This is a genomic window from Acinetobacter sp. DSM 11652 (assembly GCF_900109815.1).
GTDB lineage: Bacteria > Pseudomonadota > Gammaproteobacteria > Pseudomonadales > Moraxellaceae > Acinetobacter.
In genome coordinates, this window is the sequence record NZ_FOBK01000014.1 from 44,946 (window position 1) to 62,251 (window position 17,306).

Annotated in this window: 16 protein-coding genes; 11 read left to right on the plus strand and 5 right to left on the minus strand. The window is 40.6% G+C overall.

Annotated elements, in window-relative coordinates; translation table 11 throughout:
- The first annotated feature begins 89 nt into the window (after positions 1 to 89).
- The 3 genes from rpmI to BMW42_RS12800 all read left to right on the plus strand — a co-directional run bounded on the left by rpmI (position 90) and on the right by BMW42_RS12800 (position 1,278).
- Entirely contained in the window at positions 90 to 284 is a 195-nt protein-coding gene (gene rpmI, locus BMW42_RS12790) for a 50S ribosomal protein L35 (RefSeq protein ID WP_004278281.1), read from the plus strand.
- Between the two features lie 11 nt (positions 285 to 295).
- Positions 296 to 655 (plus strand): 50S ribosomal protein L20, encoded by a 360-nt coding sequence (gene rplT, locus BMW42_RS12795; protein WP_004867327.1) that lies wholly within the window; start codon positions 296 to 298, stop codon positions 653 to 655.
- Positions 656 to 738: 83 nt separating this feature from the next.
- Positions 739 to 1,278 carry an adenylate kinase gene (locus tag BMW42_RS12800; RefSeq protein WP_092768349.1) on the plus strand — a complete coding sequence of 180 codons (540 nt, stop codon included), beginning with the start codon at positions 739 to 741 and terminating at the stop codon, positions 1,276 to 1,278.
- Here BMW42_RS12800 and BMW42_RS12805 read toward each other — a convergent pair.
- Entirely contained in the window at positions 1,263 to 2,288 is a 1,026-nt protein-coding gene (locus BMW42_RS12805; protein WP_092768351.1) for a hypothetical protein, read from the minus strand. The genes BMW42_RS12800 and BMW42_RS12805 overlap by 16 nt on opposite strands.
- Positions 2,289 to 2,457: 169 nt before the next feature.
- On the opposite strand from BMW42_RS12805, the gene pheS reads away from it, so the two are divergent.
- From pheS to BMW42_RS12820, 3 genes are all read left to right on the plus strand, one after another.
- Positions 2,458 to 3,438, plus strand: a complete 981-nt coding sequence (gene pheS, locus BMW42_RS12810; protein ID WP_035265373.1) for a phenylalanine--tRNA ligase subunit alpha — start codon at positions 2,458 to 2,460, stop codon at positions 3,436 to 3,438.
- A gap of 120 nt (positions 3,439 to 3,558) precedes the next feature.
- On the plus strand, positions 3,559 to 5,940 hold the full coding sequence (gene pheT / locus BMW42_RS12815; protein ID WP_092768353.1) for a phenylalanine--tRNA ligase subunit beta: 2,382 nt from the start codon (positions 3,559 to 3,561) through the stop codon (positions 5,938 to 5,940).
- Positions 5,937 to 6,233, plus strand: a complete 297-nt coding sequence (locus BMW42_RS12820; RefSeq protein WP_035265376.1) for an integration host factor subunit alpha — start codon at positions 5,937 to 5,939, stop codon at positions 6,231 to 6,233. Before pheT ends, BMW42_RS12820 begins: the two co-directional genes overlap by 4 nt.
- Positions 6,234 to 6,373: 140 nt before the next feature.
- Here the strand turns inward: BMW42_RS12820 and BMW42_RS12825 are convergent, their stop codons facing one another.
- From BMW42_RS12825 to trxA, 3 genes are all read right to left on the minus strand, one after another.
- Positions 6,374 to 6,658 (minus strand): hypothetical protein, encoded by a 285-nt coding sequence (locus BMW42_RS12825; protein ID WP_035268570.1) that lies wholly within the window; start codon positions 6,656 to 6,658, stop codon positions 6,374 to 6,376.
- A 401-nt stretch (positions 6,659 to 7,059) separates the two neighbouring features.
- Positions 7,060 to 8,328: a transcription termination factor Rho gene (rho, locus tag BMW42_RS12830; protein WP_035268567.1), complete on the minus strand. Its 1,269-nt coding sequence runs from the start codon at positions 8,326 to 8,328 to the stop codon at positions 7,060 to 7,062.
- Positions 8,329 to 8,647: 319 nt separating this feature from the next.
- Positions 8,648 to 8,974, minus strand: a complete 327-nt coding sequence (trxA, locus tag BMW42_RS12835) for a thioredoxin (RefSeq protein ID WP_035268564.1) — start codon at positions 8,972 to 8,974, stop codon at positions 8,648 to 8,650.
- A 269-nt stretch (positions 8,975 to 9,243) separates the two neighbouring features.
- On the opposite strand from trxA, the gene ppx reads away from it, so the two are divergent.
- The 5 genes from ppx to BMW42_RS12860 all read left to right on the plus strand — a co-directional run bounded on the left by ppx (position 9,244) and on the right by BMW42_RS12860 (position 14,369).
- Positions 9,244 to 10,764, plus strand: coding sequence for an exopolyphosphatase (gene ppx / locus BMW42_RS12840; protein WP_092768355.1), 1,521 nt, complete (start codon positions 9,244 to 9,246; stop codon positions 10,762 to 10,764).
- Between the two features lie 67 nt (positions 10,765 to 10,831).
- Entirely contained in the window at positions 10,832 to 11,656 is an 825-nt protein-coding gene (locus tag BMW42_RS12845) for an acetyl-CoA carboxylase carboxyltransferase subunit alpha (RefSeq protein WP_092768357.1), read from the plus strand.
- Positions 11,593 to 12,945, plus strand: a complete 1,353-nt coding sequence (gene tilS / locus BMW42_RS12850) for a tRNA lysidine(34) synthetase TilS (RefSeq protein WP_092768359.1) — start codon at positions 11,593 to 11,595, stop codon at positions 12,943 to 12,945. The genes BMW42_RS12845 and tilS overlap by 64 nt, the downstream gene beginning before the upstream one ends.
- Before the next feature lie 21 nt (positions 12,946 to 12,966).
- Positions 12,967 to 13,797 (plus strand): pyrroline-5-carboxylate reductase, encoded by an 831-nt coding sequence (gene proC, locus BMW42_RS12855; protein WP_035268555.1) that lies wholly within the window; start codon positions 12,967 to 12,969, stop codon positions 13,795 to 13,797.
- A gap of 23 nt (positions 13,798 to 13,820) precedes the next feature.
- Positions 13,821 to 14,369, plus strand: coding sequence for a YggT family protein (locus tag BMW42_RS12860; protein ID WP_092768361.1), 549 nt, complete (start codon positions 13,821 to 13,823; stop codon positions 14,367 to 14,369).
- Between the two features lie 78 nt (positions 14,370 to 14,447).
- On the opposite strand, the gene polA is transcribed toward BMW42_RS12860, so the two are convergent.
- Positions 14,448 to 17,207 carry a DNA polymerase I gene (gene polA, locus BMW42_RS12865; RefSeq protein ID WP_092768363.1) on the minus strand — a complete coding sequence of 920 codons (2,760 nt, stop codon included), beginning with the start codon at positions 17,205 to 17,207 and terminating at the stop codon, positions 14,448 to 14,450.
- Positions 17,208 to 17,306 lie beyond the last annotated feature (99 nt).

The window sequence follows — 17,306 nt, forward strand, 5'->3', positions numbered from 1 at the left end:
CAAAGATGCTATAGAATACTCGCTCCCTTACCTGCAGGTCGTATTGTAATGGTGCAAACGAGCCGAACAGGTGTTCAAAAGAGGTTGTTATGCCTAAGATGAAAACTCGCCGTGGTGCAGCAAAACGCTTCAAAGCGACTGCTAACGGTTTTAAGCGTAAACAAGCGTTCAAACGCCACATTTTGACCAAAAAATCTGCTAAGCGTATTCGTCAATTGCGCGGCTGTGTAATGGTTCACGTAAGTGACGTTGCTTCAGTTCGTCGTATGTGCCCGTACATCTAAGGAGATTATAAATGGCTCGTGTAAAACGTGGTGTACAGGCTCATCGCCGTCACAAAAAAATTCTTGCTCGCGCTAAAGGTTACTATGGTGCTCGTTCACGTGTTTACCGCGTAGCGTTCCAAGCGGTAATCAAAGCAGGTCAATATGCTTACCGTGACCGTCGTCAAAAGAAACGTCAATTCCGTGCTTTATGGATTGCGCGTATCAATGCTGGTGCACGTCAAAATGGTTTGTCGTACAGCCGTATGATCGATGGCTTGAAAAAAGCTCAAGTGATCATCGACCGTCGCGTACTTGCTGACATCGCTATGCATGACGCAGTTGCATTTGCTGCTTTAGCTGAAAAAGCTAAAGGCGCATTAGCTGCTTAATCATCGTAGATGAGAAAAAGACCGCTTTTTAGCGGTCTTTTTTATTTTCATTGTTTACGACCAAATAAAGCCAAGAGATTAGTATGAATAAAATTATGGTCGTCGGTACAGCAGCATCTGGGAAAACAACCTTTGCACGTAAGTTGGCTGTTCAACTGCAAGTCGATCATATTGAACTTGATAATCTCTTTTGGTTGGATAACTGGACTGAGTCATCTTCAATAGAATTTCAAGAAAAATTTATAAATCGTGTTAGGTCTATGAATAAGGGCTTCGTGATTGATGGTAATTATTCTCTGATTCAAAATTTAATCTTAAGTGAGATCGACACTGTGATGTGGTTGGATTTTTCACTACGCGTAAATCTTTATCGTGTGATTAAGAGGTCGCTATACCGTGTGATTAGCCAAAAGAAAATATGGAAAAATTCTAACAATAGAGAACATTGGGCGAAATTGTTAAGTAAAGACTCAATAATATTGTGGGTAGTCCAAACACATGGGAAAAATAGACTTAAATATTTGCAGATGATGAATGCCACTCAATATCATCATATAAAGTGGCTACATTTTCATAAAACTGAACAATTAGATGAATTTTTAAAACATCACAGTCCAAAATAGTAAGCGCAGAAACAGATTATTGCAGTGACTAAAATGAGGGCAAATACATTTGATTTACCTGTTTTAGGTGTGGGTTGGTGAGAACTGGAATCATTGTTGAAAAAGCGTTTTCCATGTTGAGTATGTGTTAAGGTTTCATCCAAAGGGGAGTGAATTTCGGGGCTTTTTAAATGAGCAGTTTTATAGTGATTTGCTACTTTAGTAATGAATTTTGCACTCAGGTCATCTAACTTTTGTTGAAATACCTTCAGTTGTTTTTCTTCCTCAAGAGATTCTTGATGATCTTGCTCCAAAAGCTTTCGTTTTTGAATCTTTAAATGTTGTTCTAGATGCATGAAACGCACTAAGGTTTCATTGGCATAAGGTGCTGCATAATCTTGTGGCAGTAATGGTAAGGCAGCTCCAGCGTTGGAGGGTGATTGATCGTCAGTACCATAAAAGATTGCGCCACGTTTAACGGATTCCACCCCTTGTGCTAATGCGCGATCGAACAGCTCATTCTCTGTGTAGTCGTGAATATCATTCCAATTAGGTGCTTGAAGATCTGCCTCAACACGTTTGATATGTTGGGTGGATAGATCAAAACGCCAAAATGTTTCAATTCGTGCAGGGAGTGTTTGGTTGTTTGGTATGTCGAAGTCTTGTTCAGAACTATACCATTCGGCAAGTTCTTTACCACAGATCCATGCTGTTTTTACATTGCGGTGATGACTGACAATGAAATGGGGATATGGTAAAAGCTCAACATTTGGATTGGGATTTTTTTCATCGATTAATAAACTTGAGTTATGTAGGCTTAAGCGTGTGACACCCTGACGTTTTAAGCTTTCTAACCAAACTTGGAAATGTTGTGCCAATAAGTGTTGCGTATTTAAATCTCTAAAAAGGAAATGGTGCTGATTAAAAATCGCATGATTTTTCCAGTGTTGAAAACTTAAATCCTGACTTAAAAACTCATTGCCATAAGTCACGAGTGTGAGCTGTTGTTTCCAAATTTGATCTAATGCCATGACATATCTTCTCAATGATCATTGCGCATATCTTAAACTTTTTATAAATGTAATTTCCAATTTAATTCCACATCCAATTTTAACACTTGCTGATCTTCATACGGAGCTATAAAAGCTGTTAGAATGCGCAGTTATATTATTTTTTATATTTGTTGCTTTGAGAGTTACTATGTCACTGGAAGCCCTGACCACTGAAGCGCTCGCTGCCATTGCAGCAGCTCAAGACCTTGCAACACTCGATCAGGTTCGAGTGCAATTTACGGGTAAGAAAAGCCAGCTTGCTGAACAATCGAAAGCACTGGGTAAAATGGATCCGGAAGAGCGTAAGGTTTTTGGTGCGCAGATTCATTCAGTTCGAGAAGCGATTAATGGCGCATTAACTGAGCGTCAAACTGCATTACAAAAAGCTGCACTAGAACAAAAATTAGCAAGTGAACAGATCGACATCACGTTGCCTGGTCGTGGACAACAGGTGGGCAGTATCCACCCAGTGACCCAAGTACAAGAGCGTATTTGTCAATTCTTCACGAAAGCAGGTTTTTCTGTTGCGACTGGTCCAGAGGTTGAAGATGATTATCACAACTTTGAGGCATTAAATATTCCTGGTCATCACCCTGCGCGTGCAATGCACGATACCTTTTACTTCGATGTAAACCATTTGCTTCGTACGCATACCTCTGGTGTACAGATTCGAACGATGGAAACACAGCAACCACCAATTCGTATTGTATGTCCAGGTCGTGTGTATCGCTGTGACTCAGACCAAACACATTCTCCGATGTTCCACCAGATTGAAGGTTTGTACGTTGCAGAAAATACGAGCTTTGCTGAGTTAAAAGGATTATTGGTTAATTTGCTGAATGAGTTCTTTGAAAAAGACTTGAAAGTACGTTTCCGCCCATCTTACTTCCCATTCACAGAACCAAGTGCTGAAGTCGACATCATGGATGAGCGAGGAAAATGGTTAGAAGTATTAGGTTGTGGCATGGTACATCCAAATGTTCTTCGTTCAGCGGGTATTGATCCAGACAAGTACAAAGGCTTTGCATTTGGTTTAGGTGTTGAACGTTTTGCAATGCTTCGTTATGGCATAAACGACTTGCGTATGTTCTACCAAAATGATGTGCGTTTCTTACGCCAGTTTGCTTAAAACTTTTTATTAAATCCTCTCCTAACTTGAGGAACTCCACAGAATCATTTGGGGTTCTCTCCCTTAGCAAAGGGGGTTAGAGGGAGGATTCTAGAGATTTGAATTACAGGTTTTATATCAATGAAAATTAGCGAAAATTGGCTACGCACATGGGTTAACCCAGCCATCGATAGCGATACTTTATCTGACCAACTGACCATGCTTGGCCTTGAGGTAGATGATTTATCTCCTGCTGCAAAACCATTTACAGGTGTGGTTGTAGGTGAAGTACTTACGGTAGAACAGCACCCAGATGCAGATCGTTTACGTGTAACGACTGTCAACATTGGTGTGGGTGAACCATTACAAATCGTCTGTGGTGCACCTAATGTACGTGCAGGAATGAAAGCACCCGTAGCAACCATCGGTGCAGTATTGCCAGGTGATTTTAAAATCAAAAAAGGTAAGCTTCGTGGTGTTGAATCACAAGGTATGCTGTGCGGTGCATCTGAAATTGATTTAGAAGATAAAATCGACGGTCTACTCGAGCTTCCTGCGGACGCGCCAGTCGGGGTAAACGTACGTGAATATCTAGACCTTGATGACAACGTGATTGATATTAGTATCACACCAAACCGTGGTGACTGTTTCAGTATTCGTGGGATTGCACGTGAAATTGGTGTGATTAACCAACTTCCCGTGACTGCGCCTGAAATTAAAGAAGTGGCTGCAACGATTGCTGATGAAAAGAAGGTCGTTGTATCTACTGAAGGTTGCCCACGTTACTTAGGTCGTGTGATCAAAAACGTCAACACCAAAGCGCCAACTCCTGAATGGATGGAACGCGCACTGGCTCGTTCTGGTATCCGTCAGCACAGTATCTTAGTTGATATTACCAACTATGTATTGATGGAGTTGGGTCAACCGCTTCACGCATTTGATGGTGGTAAAGTTCAAGGTGCGGTACACGTTCGTCAAGCAACTGCAGGTGAAAAACTTGTTCTCTTGAATGAGCAAGAAGTTGAAATGCAAGACAACGTGATGGTGATTGCAGATGACGAAAAAGCATTAGCAATTGCGGGCATCATGGGTGGCTTGTCTTCATCGGTGACAGACGCAACGACTGAAATCTTCCTTGAATCAGCATTCTTTGCACCACTTCATATTGCGGGTCGTGCGCGTAGCTTCGGTTTACATACAGATGCGTCTCAGCGCTATGAGCGTGGAGTAGATTTCGAACTTCCAATGATCGCAATGCACCGTGCATCTCAGCTGATTTCTGAGCTTGCAGGTGGTGAATTTGGTCCAATTACGGTAGCAGAAAATCCAGCACTATTACCAACACGAGAAGCAATCGAGCTTGAGCAGGCGCAAGTTGATCAACTTCTTGGTTACAAAGTTGACTCTGACTTTATTACTGATGCGTTAACACGTCTAGGTTGTCAGGTAGCAATTAAAGCACAAGGTCAATGGTCTGTCGTACCGCCATCACATCGTTATGATATGGCAATCTACCAAGACTTAATTGAAGAGGTTGCGCGTATTCATGGTTATGACAACATTCAAATCAGCTTGCCTGTGATTGATGTGAAACTTGCAAAATACCAAGATCAATTTGAAGTTGCACAATTACGTCAAACTTTGGTTGCACTTGGTTATCAAGAGGCAATCAGCTTTAGTTTTGCTGATCTAAAACTTGAAAAACAGTTAAATCCAAGTGTAAATCCTTTGGCATTGGCAAATCCAATTTCAAGTGATTTGGCGGTAATGCGTTCGACTTTACTTTCAAGCTTAATTCCTTGTGTCCAATACAACGTTAATCGCCAACAAAGTCGTGTGCGCTTCTTTGAACTTGGCTTGCGTTTTGATTATCAAGAAGCAACCAGTATTCATGATCTTAAGCAAATACCTACACTAGCGATTGTGGCAACAGGTGCGAAGAATCAGGAATCTTGGCATGCTAAACCTCAGTCAATGGATTTCTTTGATTTTAAAGGTGAAATTGAGGCTGTATTGGCGGCTGGACGAGTTCAAGTAGAATATGTGCGTTCAGAGTGTTCATGGTTGCATCCAGGTCAATCTGCTGAAATTTTAGTGGACGGACAATCAATTGGTTATATTGGTCGTTTACATCCATCGCTTGAAGATGAGCTTGATCTCGCACCGACATGGGTAGCAGAACTTGATCAATCGTCTGTTTTGCAAACTTATGTATCTAATTTTACAGAATTATCACGATTTCCTTCAGTGAGACGTGATATTGCAGTTTTAATTAGTGATAAGATTAATGTTAGTGAAATTCAGCAACTTATCGAAAAAACTGGAGGAGAGTTACTTGATTCTTCTTGGTTATTCGATGTGTATACGGGTCAAGGTGTAGAAGAGGGTAAACGTTCATTGGCGTTTGCACTTTTATGGCAGCATCCGAGTCGCACGCTTGAGGATGCTGAAATTAAATCTGGTATGGATAATATTTTACAAGTGTTAGAAAACACTTACCAAGCGACATTGAGGGCCTCATGACAGCATTAACAAAAGCAGAAATGGCTGATCATTTGAGTGAGCTGACGAGTTTAAATCGTCGTGAAGCTAAACAAATGGTTGAGTTGTTTTTTGATGAAATTAGCCAGGCATTAATTGCAGGTGAACATGTCAAATTATCGGGTTTTGGTAATTTCGAACTGCGTGACAAGCGTCAGCGTCCAGGGCGTAATCCAAAAACAGGTGAGGAGATTCCTATTTCTGCTCGCCGTGTAGTCACCTTCCGTGCTGGTCAAAAGTTTAGACAGCGTGTAGGGACAGAGCAAGTCGATTAATCGCTTGATCAAATAGCATAAAAAAACCTGAGCTCAGCTCAGGTTTTTTTATGCTCTTAACTTTATGCGTATTCATAAAATTCAGCGCATAAAAAAGAGAACCAAAGGTTCTCTTTTTTTCGAATAATCTAAACTTTAGATTATTGAGCAGCAGAAGCAGCAGCAGTAGCGTCAGCAGCAGCGTCAGTAGCTTCAGCAGCAGCATCAGTAGCTTCAGCAGCAGCAGCGTCAGCTTGAGCAGCAACTTCAGAAGAAGCTTCAACAGCAGCAGCGTCAGCAGCTACAACAGCTTCAGAAGCAGCTTCTACAGCTTCAGATGCAGCAGCGTTTGCGTCAGCAGCAGCTTCTTCAGTTTTTTTAGCACAACCAACGAAAGCTAAAGTAGTAGCAACGGCAGCAGCAATAGCAATTTTTTTGAATAACATGGCATCACTCTCATTAAAATAAATTGAGACAAAAAACCCGGTTAGTCTGTTGTGTGCTTTTATTATTCCTAACGTTAGTAAGGTTAATAACGCATGGAGCAGCCTAACTGGTATGCCGACATGCTATCACTGAGTATTTTGAATTACTACTAGGCGAGATGAAAAAATGCTTAAAAAATGAGAAATTTGAACCTATTTTTAACAGAAAATTACAATCATTTTTGCATTTTGAATTGGAGAAATACTAAGTAAATACTTAAAAAATAAAGGGAATTAAAAAACAAGATGATAAAAATCACATACTTGCAAGAAAAGTTACATTCAAAAGTTAGTATTGTGTATTTATGTAAATGGTGTCAACCCAAATAAAAGGCCATCAATAAATGATGGCCTTTTGCGTATTAGTTGGCAGCTTTGCGTTTCATTTGATCGAAGAAATCATCATTGGTCTTGGTTTCCTTCATGCGATCAAGTAAGAATTCCATCGCAGCAAGTTCGTCCATAGGATGGAGAAGCTTACGTAAAATCCAAACCTTACGTAGTTTATCTTCATCCATGAGGCGTTCTTCACGACGTGTACCAGATTTCTTGATATTCATCGCAGGGAATACACGTTTCTCAGCAATACGGCGATCAAGCGTAATCTCTTGGTTACCTGTACCTTTGAATTCTTCGTAGATGACTTCATCCATTTTACTGCCAGTTTCAATTAAAGCAGTAGAAATGATCGTAAGTGAACCACCTTCTTCGATATTACGTGCAGCACCGAAGAAACGTTTTGGACGTTCTAAAGCGTGGGCATCAACACCACCAGTTAAAACTTTACCTGATGATGGAATAACAGTGTTATATGCACGTGCTAAACGTGTAATTGAGTCAAGCAAAATAACAACGTCTTTTTTGTGTTCTACCAGACGTTTCGCTTTTTCAATCACCATTTCAGCGACTTGAACGTGACGTGCAGGTGATTCGTCAAATGTTGAAGCAACAACTTCACCACGAACGGTACGTTCCATTTCTGTTACTTCTTCTGGGCGCTCATCAATGAGAAGAACGATTAGGAAGCATTCAGGATTATTACGAACAATAGATTGAGCAATGTTTTGGATTAACATTGTCTTACCAGCTTTAGGTGGTGCAACAATAATTGAACGTTGACCTTTACCAATTGGAGCAACTAAATCGACAACACGCGCAGTTAAATCTTCAGTCGAACCATTTCCTAACTCCATCACTAATTGTTCAGTTGGGAATAAAGGCGTTAAGTTTTCGAAAAGAATCTTATTGCGAGAGTTTTCTGGCGTGTCGTAGTTAATTTGATTCACTTTTAAAAGTGCAAAATAACGTTCGCCTTCTTTTGGTGGACGAATCGTACCTGTAATCGTATCCCCAGTGCGCAAATTGAAGCGGCGAATTTGAGAAGGGCTGACATAAATGTCATCTGGACCCGCAAGGTAAGACCCTGCTGCAGAACGTAAAAAACCGAAACCATCAGACAGAATTTCAAGAACACCATCGCCGAAAATTTCTTCACCATTCATAGCATGGCGTTTCAAAATGGCAAAAATAATGTCTTGCTTACGGTTACGTGCCATTCCTTCAAGGCCCATGAACTCAGCAATTTTGATGAGTTCGCCTATCGGTTTTTTCTTGAGTTCAGTTAAGTTCATAAATGGTCGATTGAATTAAAAGGAAGTGTGGAACACAGATAGAATAGAAGCAAAAGACATCCGCAGTGCAAGAAAAGAGCAGCAATTGATTTGCACAATAACAAACTCAGAATCTAGTAAGTTCTTTCGAGGAGAAATGTGTAAACAATTTCTTTAGCCGAGCGGCGATCTTATGTTTTGTGTATTGTAAGAAACGAGGAGAAATTGTCCAAGTGTTTCTTGATCATGCAATATAAGTGAGATATGGCTCTTTGTCAATTTTACCGTCAAAAAAAGCGCCAAAAATTTGACGCTTTCAAGGCAATTAAAATTGAAAGAATTAGATATTTTCTTCAATAAAAGCTGCAAGTTTAGATTTAGGAGCTGCACCAACTTGTTGAGCAACAACTTCACCATTTTTAAACATCAATAAAGCTGGGATATTACGAATATTGTAATTTACAGCAGTTTGTTCGCATGAAGTTACGTCAACTTTTACGATTTTAACTTTACCTTCGTATTCAGTTGCTAAAACTTCAAGTACAGGAGCAATAGCTTTACATGGCGCACACCAGCCTGCCCAAAAATCAACAAGAACTGGCGTGTCAGAATTTAAAACGTCAGCTTCAAAATTAGCATCAGTTGTATTAACGATATTAGCAGACATGGAATTTGCTCCGAATAATTTTTTGAAAACGGTCTATCTATGTATATAAGTATTACATAGACCACTTTAACAAAGTAGGGGATAGGGTTTATTTTCGGACTAAATTCTGTAAATGTCTAATTGATGCTCACGATTTCCATGATCGGTGTAACACAATTGTCATATATGATGATTTTTTAAATAGTCGTTAAATTGACTAAATAAATGGCTTTTAAATTACAGTTATGTGAATTAATCTAGGCACAATTCTGGTTGAACTTAGCGCAACAATGTCTGATTTTTTGATTGATGAAGAACTCCTTGCAGCCATTGATATGGGCTCAAACAGCTTCCACTTGGCGATTGCTCGAGTTGATCATGGTGAGGTAAAAAAAGTCGCATCGATGTCTGAAAAGGTCCAATTGGCCGCAGGTTTAGATGAAAATAAAAATTTGACAGAAGCTGCTCAACAACGTGGTTTAGCATGCTTGGCTCGATTTGTAGGGCGCCTAAGTTCAGTCCAATCCAATCGCTTAAGAATTGTGGCCACCAATGCGTTGCGCCAAGCTAAAAATGGGCATGAATTCATTCAAAAAGCAGCTGAAATTCTGCCTAAACCTATTGAAATTATTGCTGGTCGTGAAGAAGCACGCTTAATTTATTTAGGTGTATCACATACTATGGCGAACAGCGGTCGCCGTTTGGTGATTGATATTGGTGGTGGCTCGACTGAGTTAATCATTGGTGAAGAGTTTGAGCCGATTCATACTGAATCCGTGCAAATGGGATGCGTTGCATTTACGAAGGCCTATTTTGCAGACGGAGATATTAATCCAAAAGCTTTCGATCGTGCGGTGACTGCCGCACGCAAAGAAATCTCGGGTATCGCGACTACTTACCGTGCGGCAGGATGGGATACTGTTGTTGGTTCAAGTGGAACCATTAAAGCCTGTCGTCAAATTGCGGTAAATATGGGTTGGAGCGATGATCAGGAGAACTTGACGCGAGAAGGCTTGGAAAAACTTAAAGATAAGTTACTCAAATACAAGCATATTTCAGACATGGAATTTGAGGGTCTTAAGGAAGATCGTCGTGCAGTCCTACCTGCGGGTATTGCGATTTTATACGCTGTATTTGAAGTTCTTCAAGTTGATAAGCTGGTCTATTCAGATGGCGCCTTACGAGAAGGTGTAATGTATGATTTACTCGGGCGTTTCCAGCATGAAGATATTCGAGATCGTAGCGTACAAGCCTTGATGGGGCGTTATGGTGCTGATCAAAAACAAGCAGAACGTGTTGTTGAAACGGCTCAACAATTATTTGATACCGTGGCAGGAACGCTTGGTCTAAATAATGACGATAGTGATTTGCTACGTCGAGCAGCTTATCTTCATGAAATTGGTTTAGCCATTAGTCATAGTGGTTATCATCGTCACGGCGCATATTTGCTTCAGCATTCTGACATTGCTGGTTTTTCACAAATTGATCAAAATCATTTGTCACATTTGGTCGCTCATCATCGCCGTAAATTGCGTGCTGAAGCAAAAAATGATGTGACGAAAGTCGGTGGAATTAAACTTGTCTATCTATGTTTGCTCCTTCGTCTCGCAATTTTGCTGAATCACAGCCGAAGCGATGAGATGCTTCCTGCCATTGAATTAAAGATATTAGATGAGCAACAATGGCAACTGAAAGTTTCTGGTGATGCAAAACAATGGCCTTTGTTGGTTGCAGAGCTGCATGATGAGCAGGTGCAATTTAAACATTGGGATATCGTTTTGAATATTCAGTCGGAACAATTTATTGGCTAACAGAAGCTGATAAGCGAATTTTATTAGTTAACTACGTCATAGTTAATTTAGGGATATTCATCGACTTATGAAAAATAAAGCTGCTCAATCTAAAGCATGGAAAACGGTTCAAATTGCGCGTCATCCAGATCGCCCACAATTTTTAGATTATGTGAGCGAAATTTTTACAGAATTTGATGCACTTCATGGTGACCGTTTATATGGTGATGATGGTGCAATGGTTGGCGGTTTAGCGCGTTTTAATGGTCAGGCTGTGATGGTGGTTGGTCAACATCGTGGTCGTAGTACACGTGAAAAGTTACAGCATAATTTTGGGATGAGTAATCCAGAAGGCTATCGCAAGTCTCAGCGTTTACTTAATATGGCTGAACGCTTTAATCTTCCAGTTTTCACATTTATTGACACCATGGGTGCATACCCTGGTGTAGGTGCTGAAGAGCGTGGACAAGCAGAAGCAATTGCTACGAGTCTAGCTCAACTCTCAAGTTTAAAAGTACCTGTCATCGCGACTGTTCTAGGCGAGGGTGGTTCTGGCGGCGCATTAGGCATTGGCGTTGCAGATCGTGTGATTATGCTCTCTCACAGTATTTACTCTGTGATTTCACCTGAAGGTTGTGCCTCAATTCTTTGGAAAACTGCTGAAAAAGCAGAGCAAGCGAGTGAAGCACTTGCACTCACTGCAGATAAACTGAAAGAACTTGGTATTGTTGAGTATGTTGTAGATGAAGGTGAGGGTGCTCATCTTCAGCCAGACGTAGTCATGGATAAATTAAAACATGTGTTACAAGCTGCACTTGATGAGCTTGTTCCAATGGATGCAAATGCAAGATGCGAAGCACGTTACCAACGTTTAATGAAGTTTGGCAGCGACAATTCAGGTCTAGCTTCTTAAAACAAATTGCCAAATTTGGTGATGAACACACGTTCTTAGTGGGATGTAGTGGCGGCATGGATTCCATGCTGTTGCTGTATCTCATGTCTCAATTAATTCCCCAAAAAATCCGTGCGATTAATATTAACCACCAGTTGCAATCTGCAAATCAGGAATGGGCTGAATTCGTCCATCAATTTTGTATAGCAGCGCACATCCCTGTGGTTCTCGAGACAGTTCAAGTTGCTGAGGGGAATTTGGAACAGCAAGCTCGAGCAGCACGTTATCAAGCTTTTAAACATCATTTATCCGACACAGATATTTTAGTACTGGCACATCATCAGCAGGATCAAGCTGAGACCGTATTATTACGTTTGTTCTCTGGTGCTGGAATACAGGGGTTGTCCGCGATGAAATTATTAGATTCACGTGACGACATCATTATTTGGCGACCATTATTGAATCTAAGTCGTGAGCAGATTTGCCAATGGGTAGAACAACTCAAATTGCCCTACGTGGATGACCCGACCAATTTTGATACGCACTATGATCGAGCTTGGTGCCGTCATGAGCTTTGGAATATTTTGCAAAGCCGATTCCCTAAAATGCAACATGCGATTGTGAGAACCAGCGTGTTGATGCAAGATGCGGATGAAATTTTGCAAGAGATTTTACAACAGGATTTGGCGTTCTGTGGCGATGATGATCATCTAGATTTACGACAACTCAATCAATTAAGTTTAGCAAGAAGAAGACAACTTTTATCCAATTGGATGAAAGGTAAGGATCAATACCGTCCTGCATTTGAGATGGTAGAGCGATTGACTGAAGAAGTTATTTTGGCGAAACCTGATGCACAAGCAGCATTGCATTGGAATGGACAATATTATGTTCGTTTCCAAAATATCTTATATCGAGTTCCTAAGGATGAATACTTAGCAGAATCAAACACAACTGATTCGGAAATAAAATTTGAAATCCAGCAAGTTGTTAATTTAGCTTCGGGTCAATTTAAGATCTGCCAACATCATGAAGAGTGTGGTCTGCGTACAGAACTTTTAAATCAGTCTCTGACATTGCATTATCGTCAAGGTGGGGAAAAAGTCCATTTGCATGGACGTGTGGGGAAATGGCCATTAAAAAAAGCAATTCAAGAGGCACAAATTTTTCCATGGAAGCGTCATACTATTCAAATTTTAAGCTTAGATAATGTTATGCTTGGTGTTTTCACGCCAAAAGGGTTTTGGCTGGCTGAATCAGAATATTGTGAAGTCGGTGGTTGGCAGCCAAAGTTAGTTTCATCGCTATAAAATCAAGGTTGAGAGTCGTTCATGAGTGTTGCGTTAAACTGTAATATTTGTTTCATTGGTGGTGGTAATATGGCTCAAGCCCTAATTGGAGGGTTGATTAGTCGTGGTTTACCAACAACGCGTATTACAGTTTCCGATCCTGTAGAACGTGTGAGAGAGTTATTAAAAGAAAAAGAAATTCAAGTTACAGACAATAATGAAGACGCGATCCAAAATGCTGATGTTGTTGTTCTGGCGGTGAAACCACAAGTACTGGCACAAGTTCTTAAACCGTTAAAAGATAAATTTGAGAATAAGTTAATTGTTTCGATTGTAGCAGGAGCTGAAATTGCAACGATTGCTGCATTAACGGGGACGGAGTTTATCGTTCGTGTCATGCCTAATACACCTGCATTGGTTCAAACAGGTGCCCATGGTTTATATGCTCATGACGTTGTTGACCAAGCAAAGCGTGAATTGGCAAGTCAGATTTTAGCTGCAACAGGCTTAACACTTTGGGTAAACTCAGAAGAGCAAATTGATGCAGTAACTGCGGTATCGGGGTCAGGGCCAGCGTACTTTTTCTATATGATGGAAAGTATGATTCGTGCTGGGAAAAATTTAGGCTTGGATGAGAAAACTGCAACAGCATTAACGCTACAAACAGCTCTCGGTGCTGCACAAATGGCGATCACCAGTTCTAATACGCCATCTGAACTGCGTAGAAATGTGACATCACCAAATGGTACAACTCAAGCGGCCTTGGAAGTTTTTGATCGAGCGCAAATTTCACAGAATATTCAAGCTGCTCTTGCGGCTGCAAAAAAACGCAGTCAGGAGCTCGCTCAGGAATTAAGTGATAGTTCTAAATAACTAAATTTTAGGAAAATTGAAGTATGGGTGCGAACTCTGCGCTATTTTTTGACATTATCATTAATGTTGCGATTTTATTGGTATTTTTCCGTTTTTTAATGCAATTAGCGGCAGTCAGTCCATATAACCCTGTTGTGCTATCGACAGTGAAAGCAACTAAAATTGTAGATGTGTTTGGACGAATCTTGCCAACTGTGGCACAGGGGCGTGTAAATCTAGCAGCTTTAGTGCTGATCGTGTTGTTGTATTTTCTTAAGGTATTTGGCTATAAATATTTAAATGCCTTACCAACAGGCGATGCATTGTACTTTATTGGTTCAACAGTACTTTCAATGTTGCAGGCATTAATTTCAATTCTTAAATATTTGCTGTTTGCTTACATTATCTGTAGTTGGATTTTAATGTTTTCACAAACACGTTCACCTTATATTGAAGTGATTCAAGAATTAGCTGAACCGATGTTGGCACCATTCCGTAAAGTAATGCCAAATTTAGGGATGATTGATCTTTCTCCTATCCTTGCATTCTTTACACTTTATATTGCTGAAATCATGTTGAAATCAATTGGTTAAATCTAAATTGCGGATTTAAACAATCTCATAAAAAAGGACTCATTTGAGTCCTTTTTTACAATCTAAGAATCTTAGAAATTAGTGCGCTTCGCCCCAGTTTTTCCCTTTGCCGACTTCAACAACAAGTGGCACAGAGAGTTGAACAACGCCTTGCATTGCATCTGCGATTTTAATAGCGATCTCGTCAGCGATCGCTTCATCTACCTCAAACACTAATTCATCGTGAACTTGCAATAATAATTTGGCCTGATCTTTAGGTAAAATTTTATCTACTTCGATCATTGCCATTTTGATAATCTCCGCAGCAGAACCTTGAAGAGGCGCATTAATTGCAGCGCGTTCAGCTGCCTTTCGAATCATCATATTGCGCGCATCGATATCTGGTGTGTATAAGCGTCGCCCTGTAATGGTTTCAACAAAGCCTTGTTCTAATGCGACTTGTCGTGTGCGTTGCATATATTCATAAATGCCAGGATAGCGATGGAAATATTGTTTAATGTAATTTTGAGATTCTTCGCGTGTGAATCCCAATTGACGTGTTAAACCAAACTCAGACATGCCATAAAGTAATCCAAAGTTGACGGCCTTGGCTTGGCGACGTTGATCATTGGTTACATCATCCAAAGCAATATTTAATACTTCTGCTGCAGTACGGCGATGAACATCTTGGCCGTGATTAAACGCGTCAACTAAAGCCTCATCTTGTGAAAAATGTGCCATAAGACGTAGTTCAATTTGTGAGTAATCGGCAGCAAGTAAAACCCGACCTTCAGGTGCAACAAAAGCTTTTCGGATTTGACGACCGATCTCTTCGCGAATTGGAATATTCTGAAGATTAGGATCAGTAGAAGATAATCGTCCAGTTGCGGTTAAAGCTTGATGGTAGCTGGTATGAACACGATGACTTTCGTTATTGGCTTGTTTGATTAAACCGTCAGTATAGGTACTTTTTAACTTAGACAAGCCGCGATATTCTAAAATAAGTGCAGCGATCGGGTGATCAATTTTCTCAAGAATGCTTTCGCTGGTACTGTATTGACCTGTTGAAGTTTTCTTACCACCTTTTAAACCTAACTTATCAAAAAGAATATCACCCACCTGCTTAGGTGAGCTGACATTGAAAGGTTGACCCGCGATTTCAATAATCTGATTTTCTAACTCTAGAATTGTATTAGAAAATTCTTGACCCAATTGATCGAGGAAACTCAAATCGAGCTGAATTCCATTTTCTTCCATCGTCGTCAGAACTGCAGCTGTCGGCATTTCGATTTGATGAAGAATATTGAGAAGCTCTGGGATTTCTTTAAGCTTACGCTCCAATACCTCATACAAACGATAGGTTACATGGGCATCTTCAGCGGCATAATGAGCTGCTGTTTCGATTTCAATTTGATTAAAGGTTTTTTGTTTAGCACCTTTGCCCGCCACTTGTTCGTAAGTAGTGGTTAAGTGGCTAAGATAAACGCGCGCAACGTCATCCATACCATGGCGCGTCGCCACAGCATTGAGCACGTACGAGGCAAGCATGGTGTCAAAGTACCAGCCTTGTAAATGAATTCCATGATTTTCGAGAATATGAGCATCATATTTTAAATGATGACCAATCTTCTCAATCTCAGCGTTTTCTAAAATTGGTTTGATTTGCGCAAGAATAGCGTCGCGATCCAATTGCTCTGGAGCACCTTCATAGTCGTGAGCAAGCGGAACGTAATATGCATCTTGGGCATCAAATGCCACAGAGAAGCCTACCATCTCTGCAACACGATAATCTAAACTTGTGGTTTCAGTATCGAAAGCAAAGCGTTTCTCAGTAGTCAATCTTTGAAAGAGTTTTTCCCAATCCGCTGGTGTTAAAACGGTATGGTAAGTTGCCTCGCCAAGCTGATCATCTACACTAGTTTGAACCGCTTGGTCTTCGATTTTCGATGTTGCAGTACTCGGTTTTGCGATAACTTGACTTGATTGTTTATACGCAGCACTATTTGGATTGTTGGGATGATCTAGAGACTGAAGTTGATTTCTAAACTCAAGTTCGGTGTAAAGCTGACGTAAATCTGCAACATTTGGATCTCGGAGTTTAAGATCATCGTAGGTCAGATTCATGTCTAAGTCACAAACAATACTTGCTAGCTGATGATCTAGCGCAATACCATCTGCATTGTCTTTAATATTTTGGCCTACTTTGCCTTTAATTTTATCGACATTTTCAAGAATGCCACCAATTGAACCATATTCATTCAGCAGTTTAGCCGCAGTCTTTGCTCCGATACCAGGAACGCCCATGATGCCGTCAGAGGCATCTCCCATGAGGGTTAAATAATCAATAATTTGGTTCGGCCAAACACCAAACTTTTCAAAAACGCCATTCACATCCATGGGCTTGTCTTTAAAACTGTCTTCAAGTGTCACTTTGTCCGTGACCAATTGAGCCATGTCTTTATCGCCTGTGGAAATCAAGACTTGATAGCCTTCTTTTTCTGCACGTTTTGCCAGCGTACCGATGATATCATCGGCTTCCGCACCAGGTATGGCATGGAGTGGGATACCTAAAGCACGAATTAAATTATGTAAATACGGAATTTGTTGAGCGAGTTCGTCAGGCATGCTCGGTCGATCCCCTTTATATATTGGGGAAAGTTGATGACGGAAAGTTGGTTCAGGTGTGTCAAAAATGACAGCCATGTGTGTAGGTTGAACACGACGCATTAACTTTTGGATAGCAGAAATAGCTCCGCGAATTGCGTTGGTTTGTAAACCTGTTGACGTCGTTAGCGGTGGTAGTGCGTGATAAGCACGAAATAAAAAATATGACCCATCGACCAAGACAAATGGTGGCATTGAAACGTTCCTAATCCAATTAACTTTTTCATTGTACGTGATTTTCAGCAGTTGCGCTGATACAAGATTTGCAATCAAGTGTACAGAATATGCGATGAA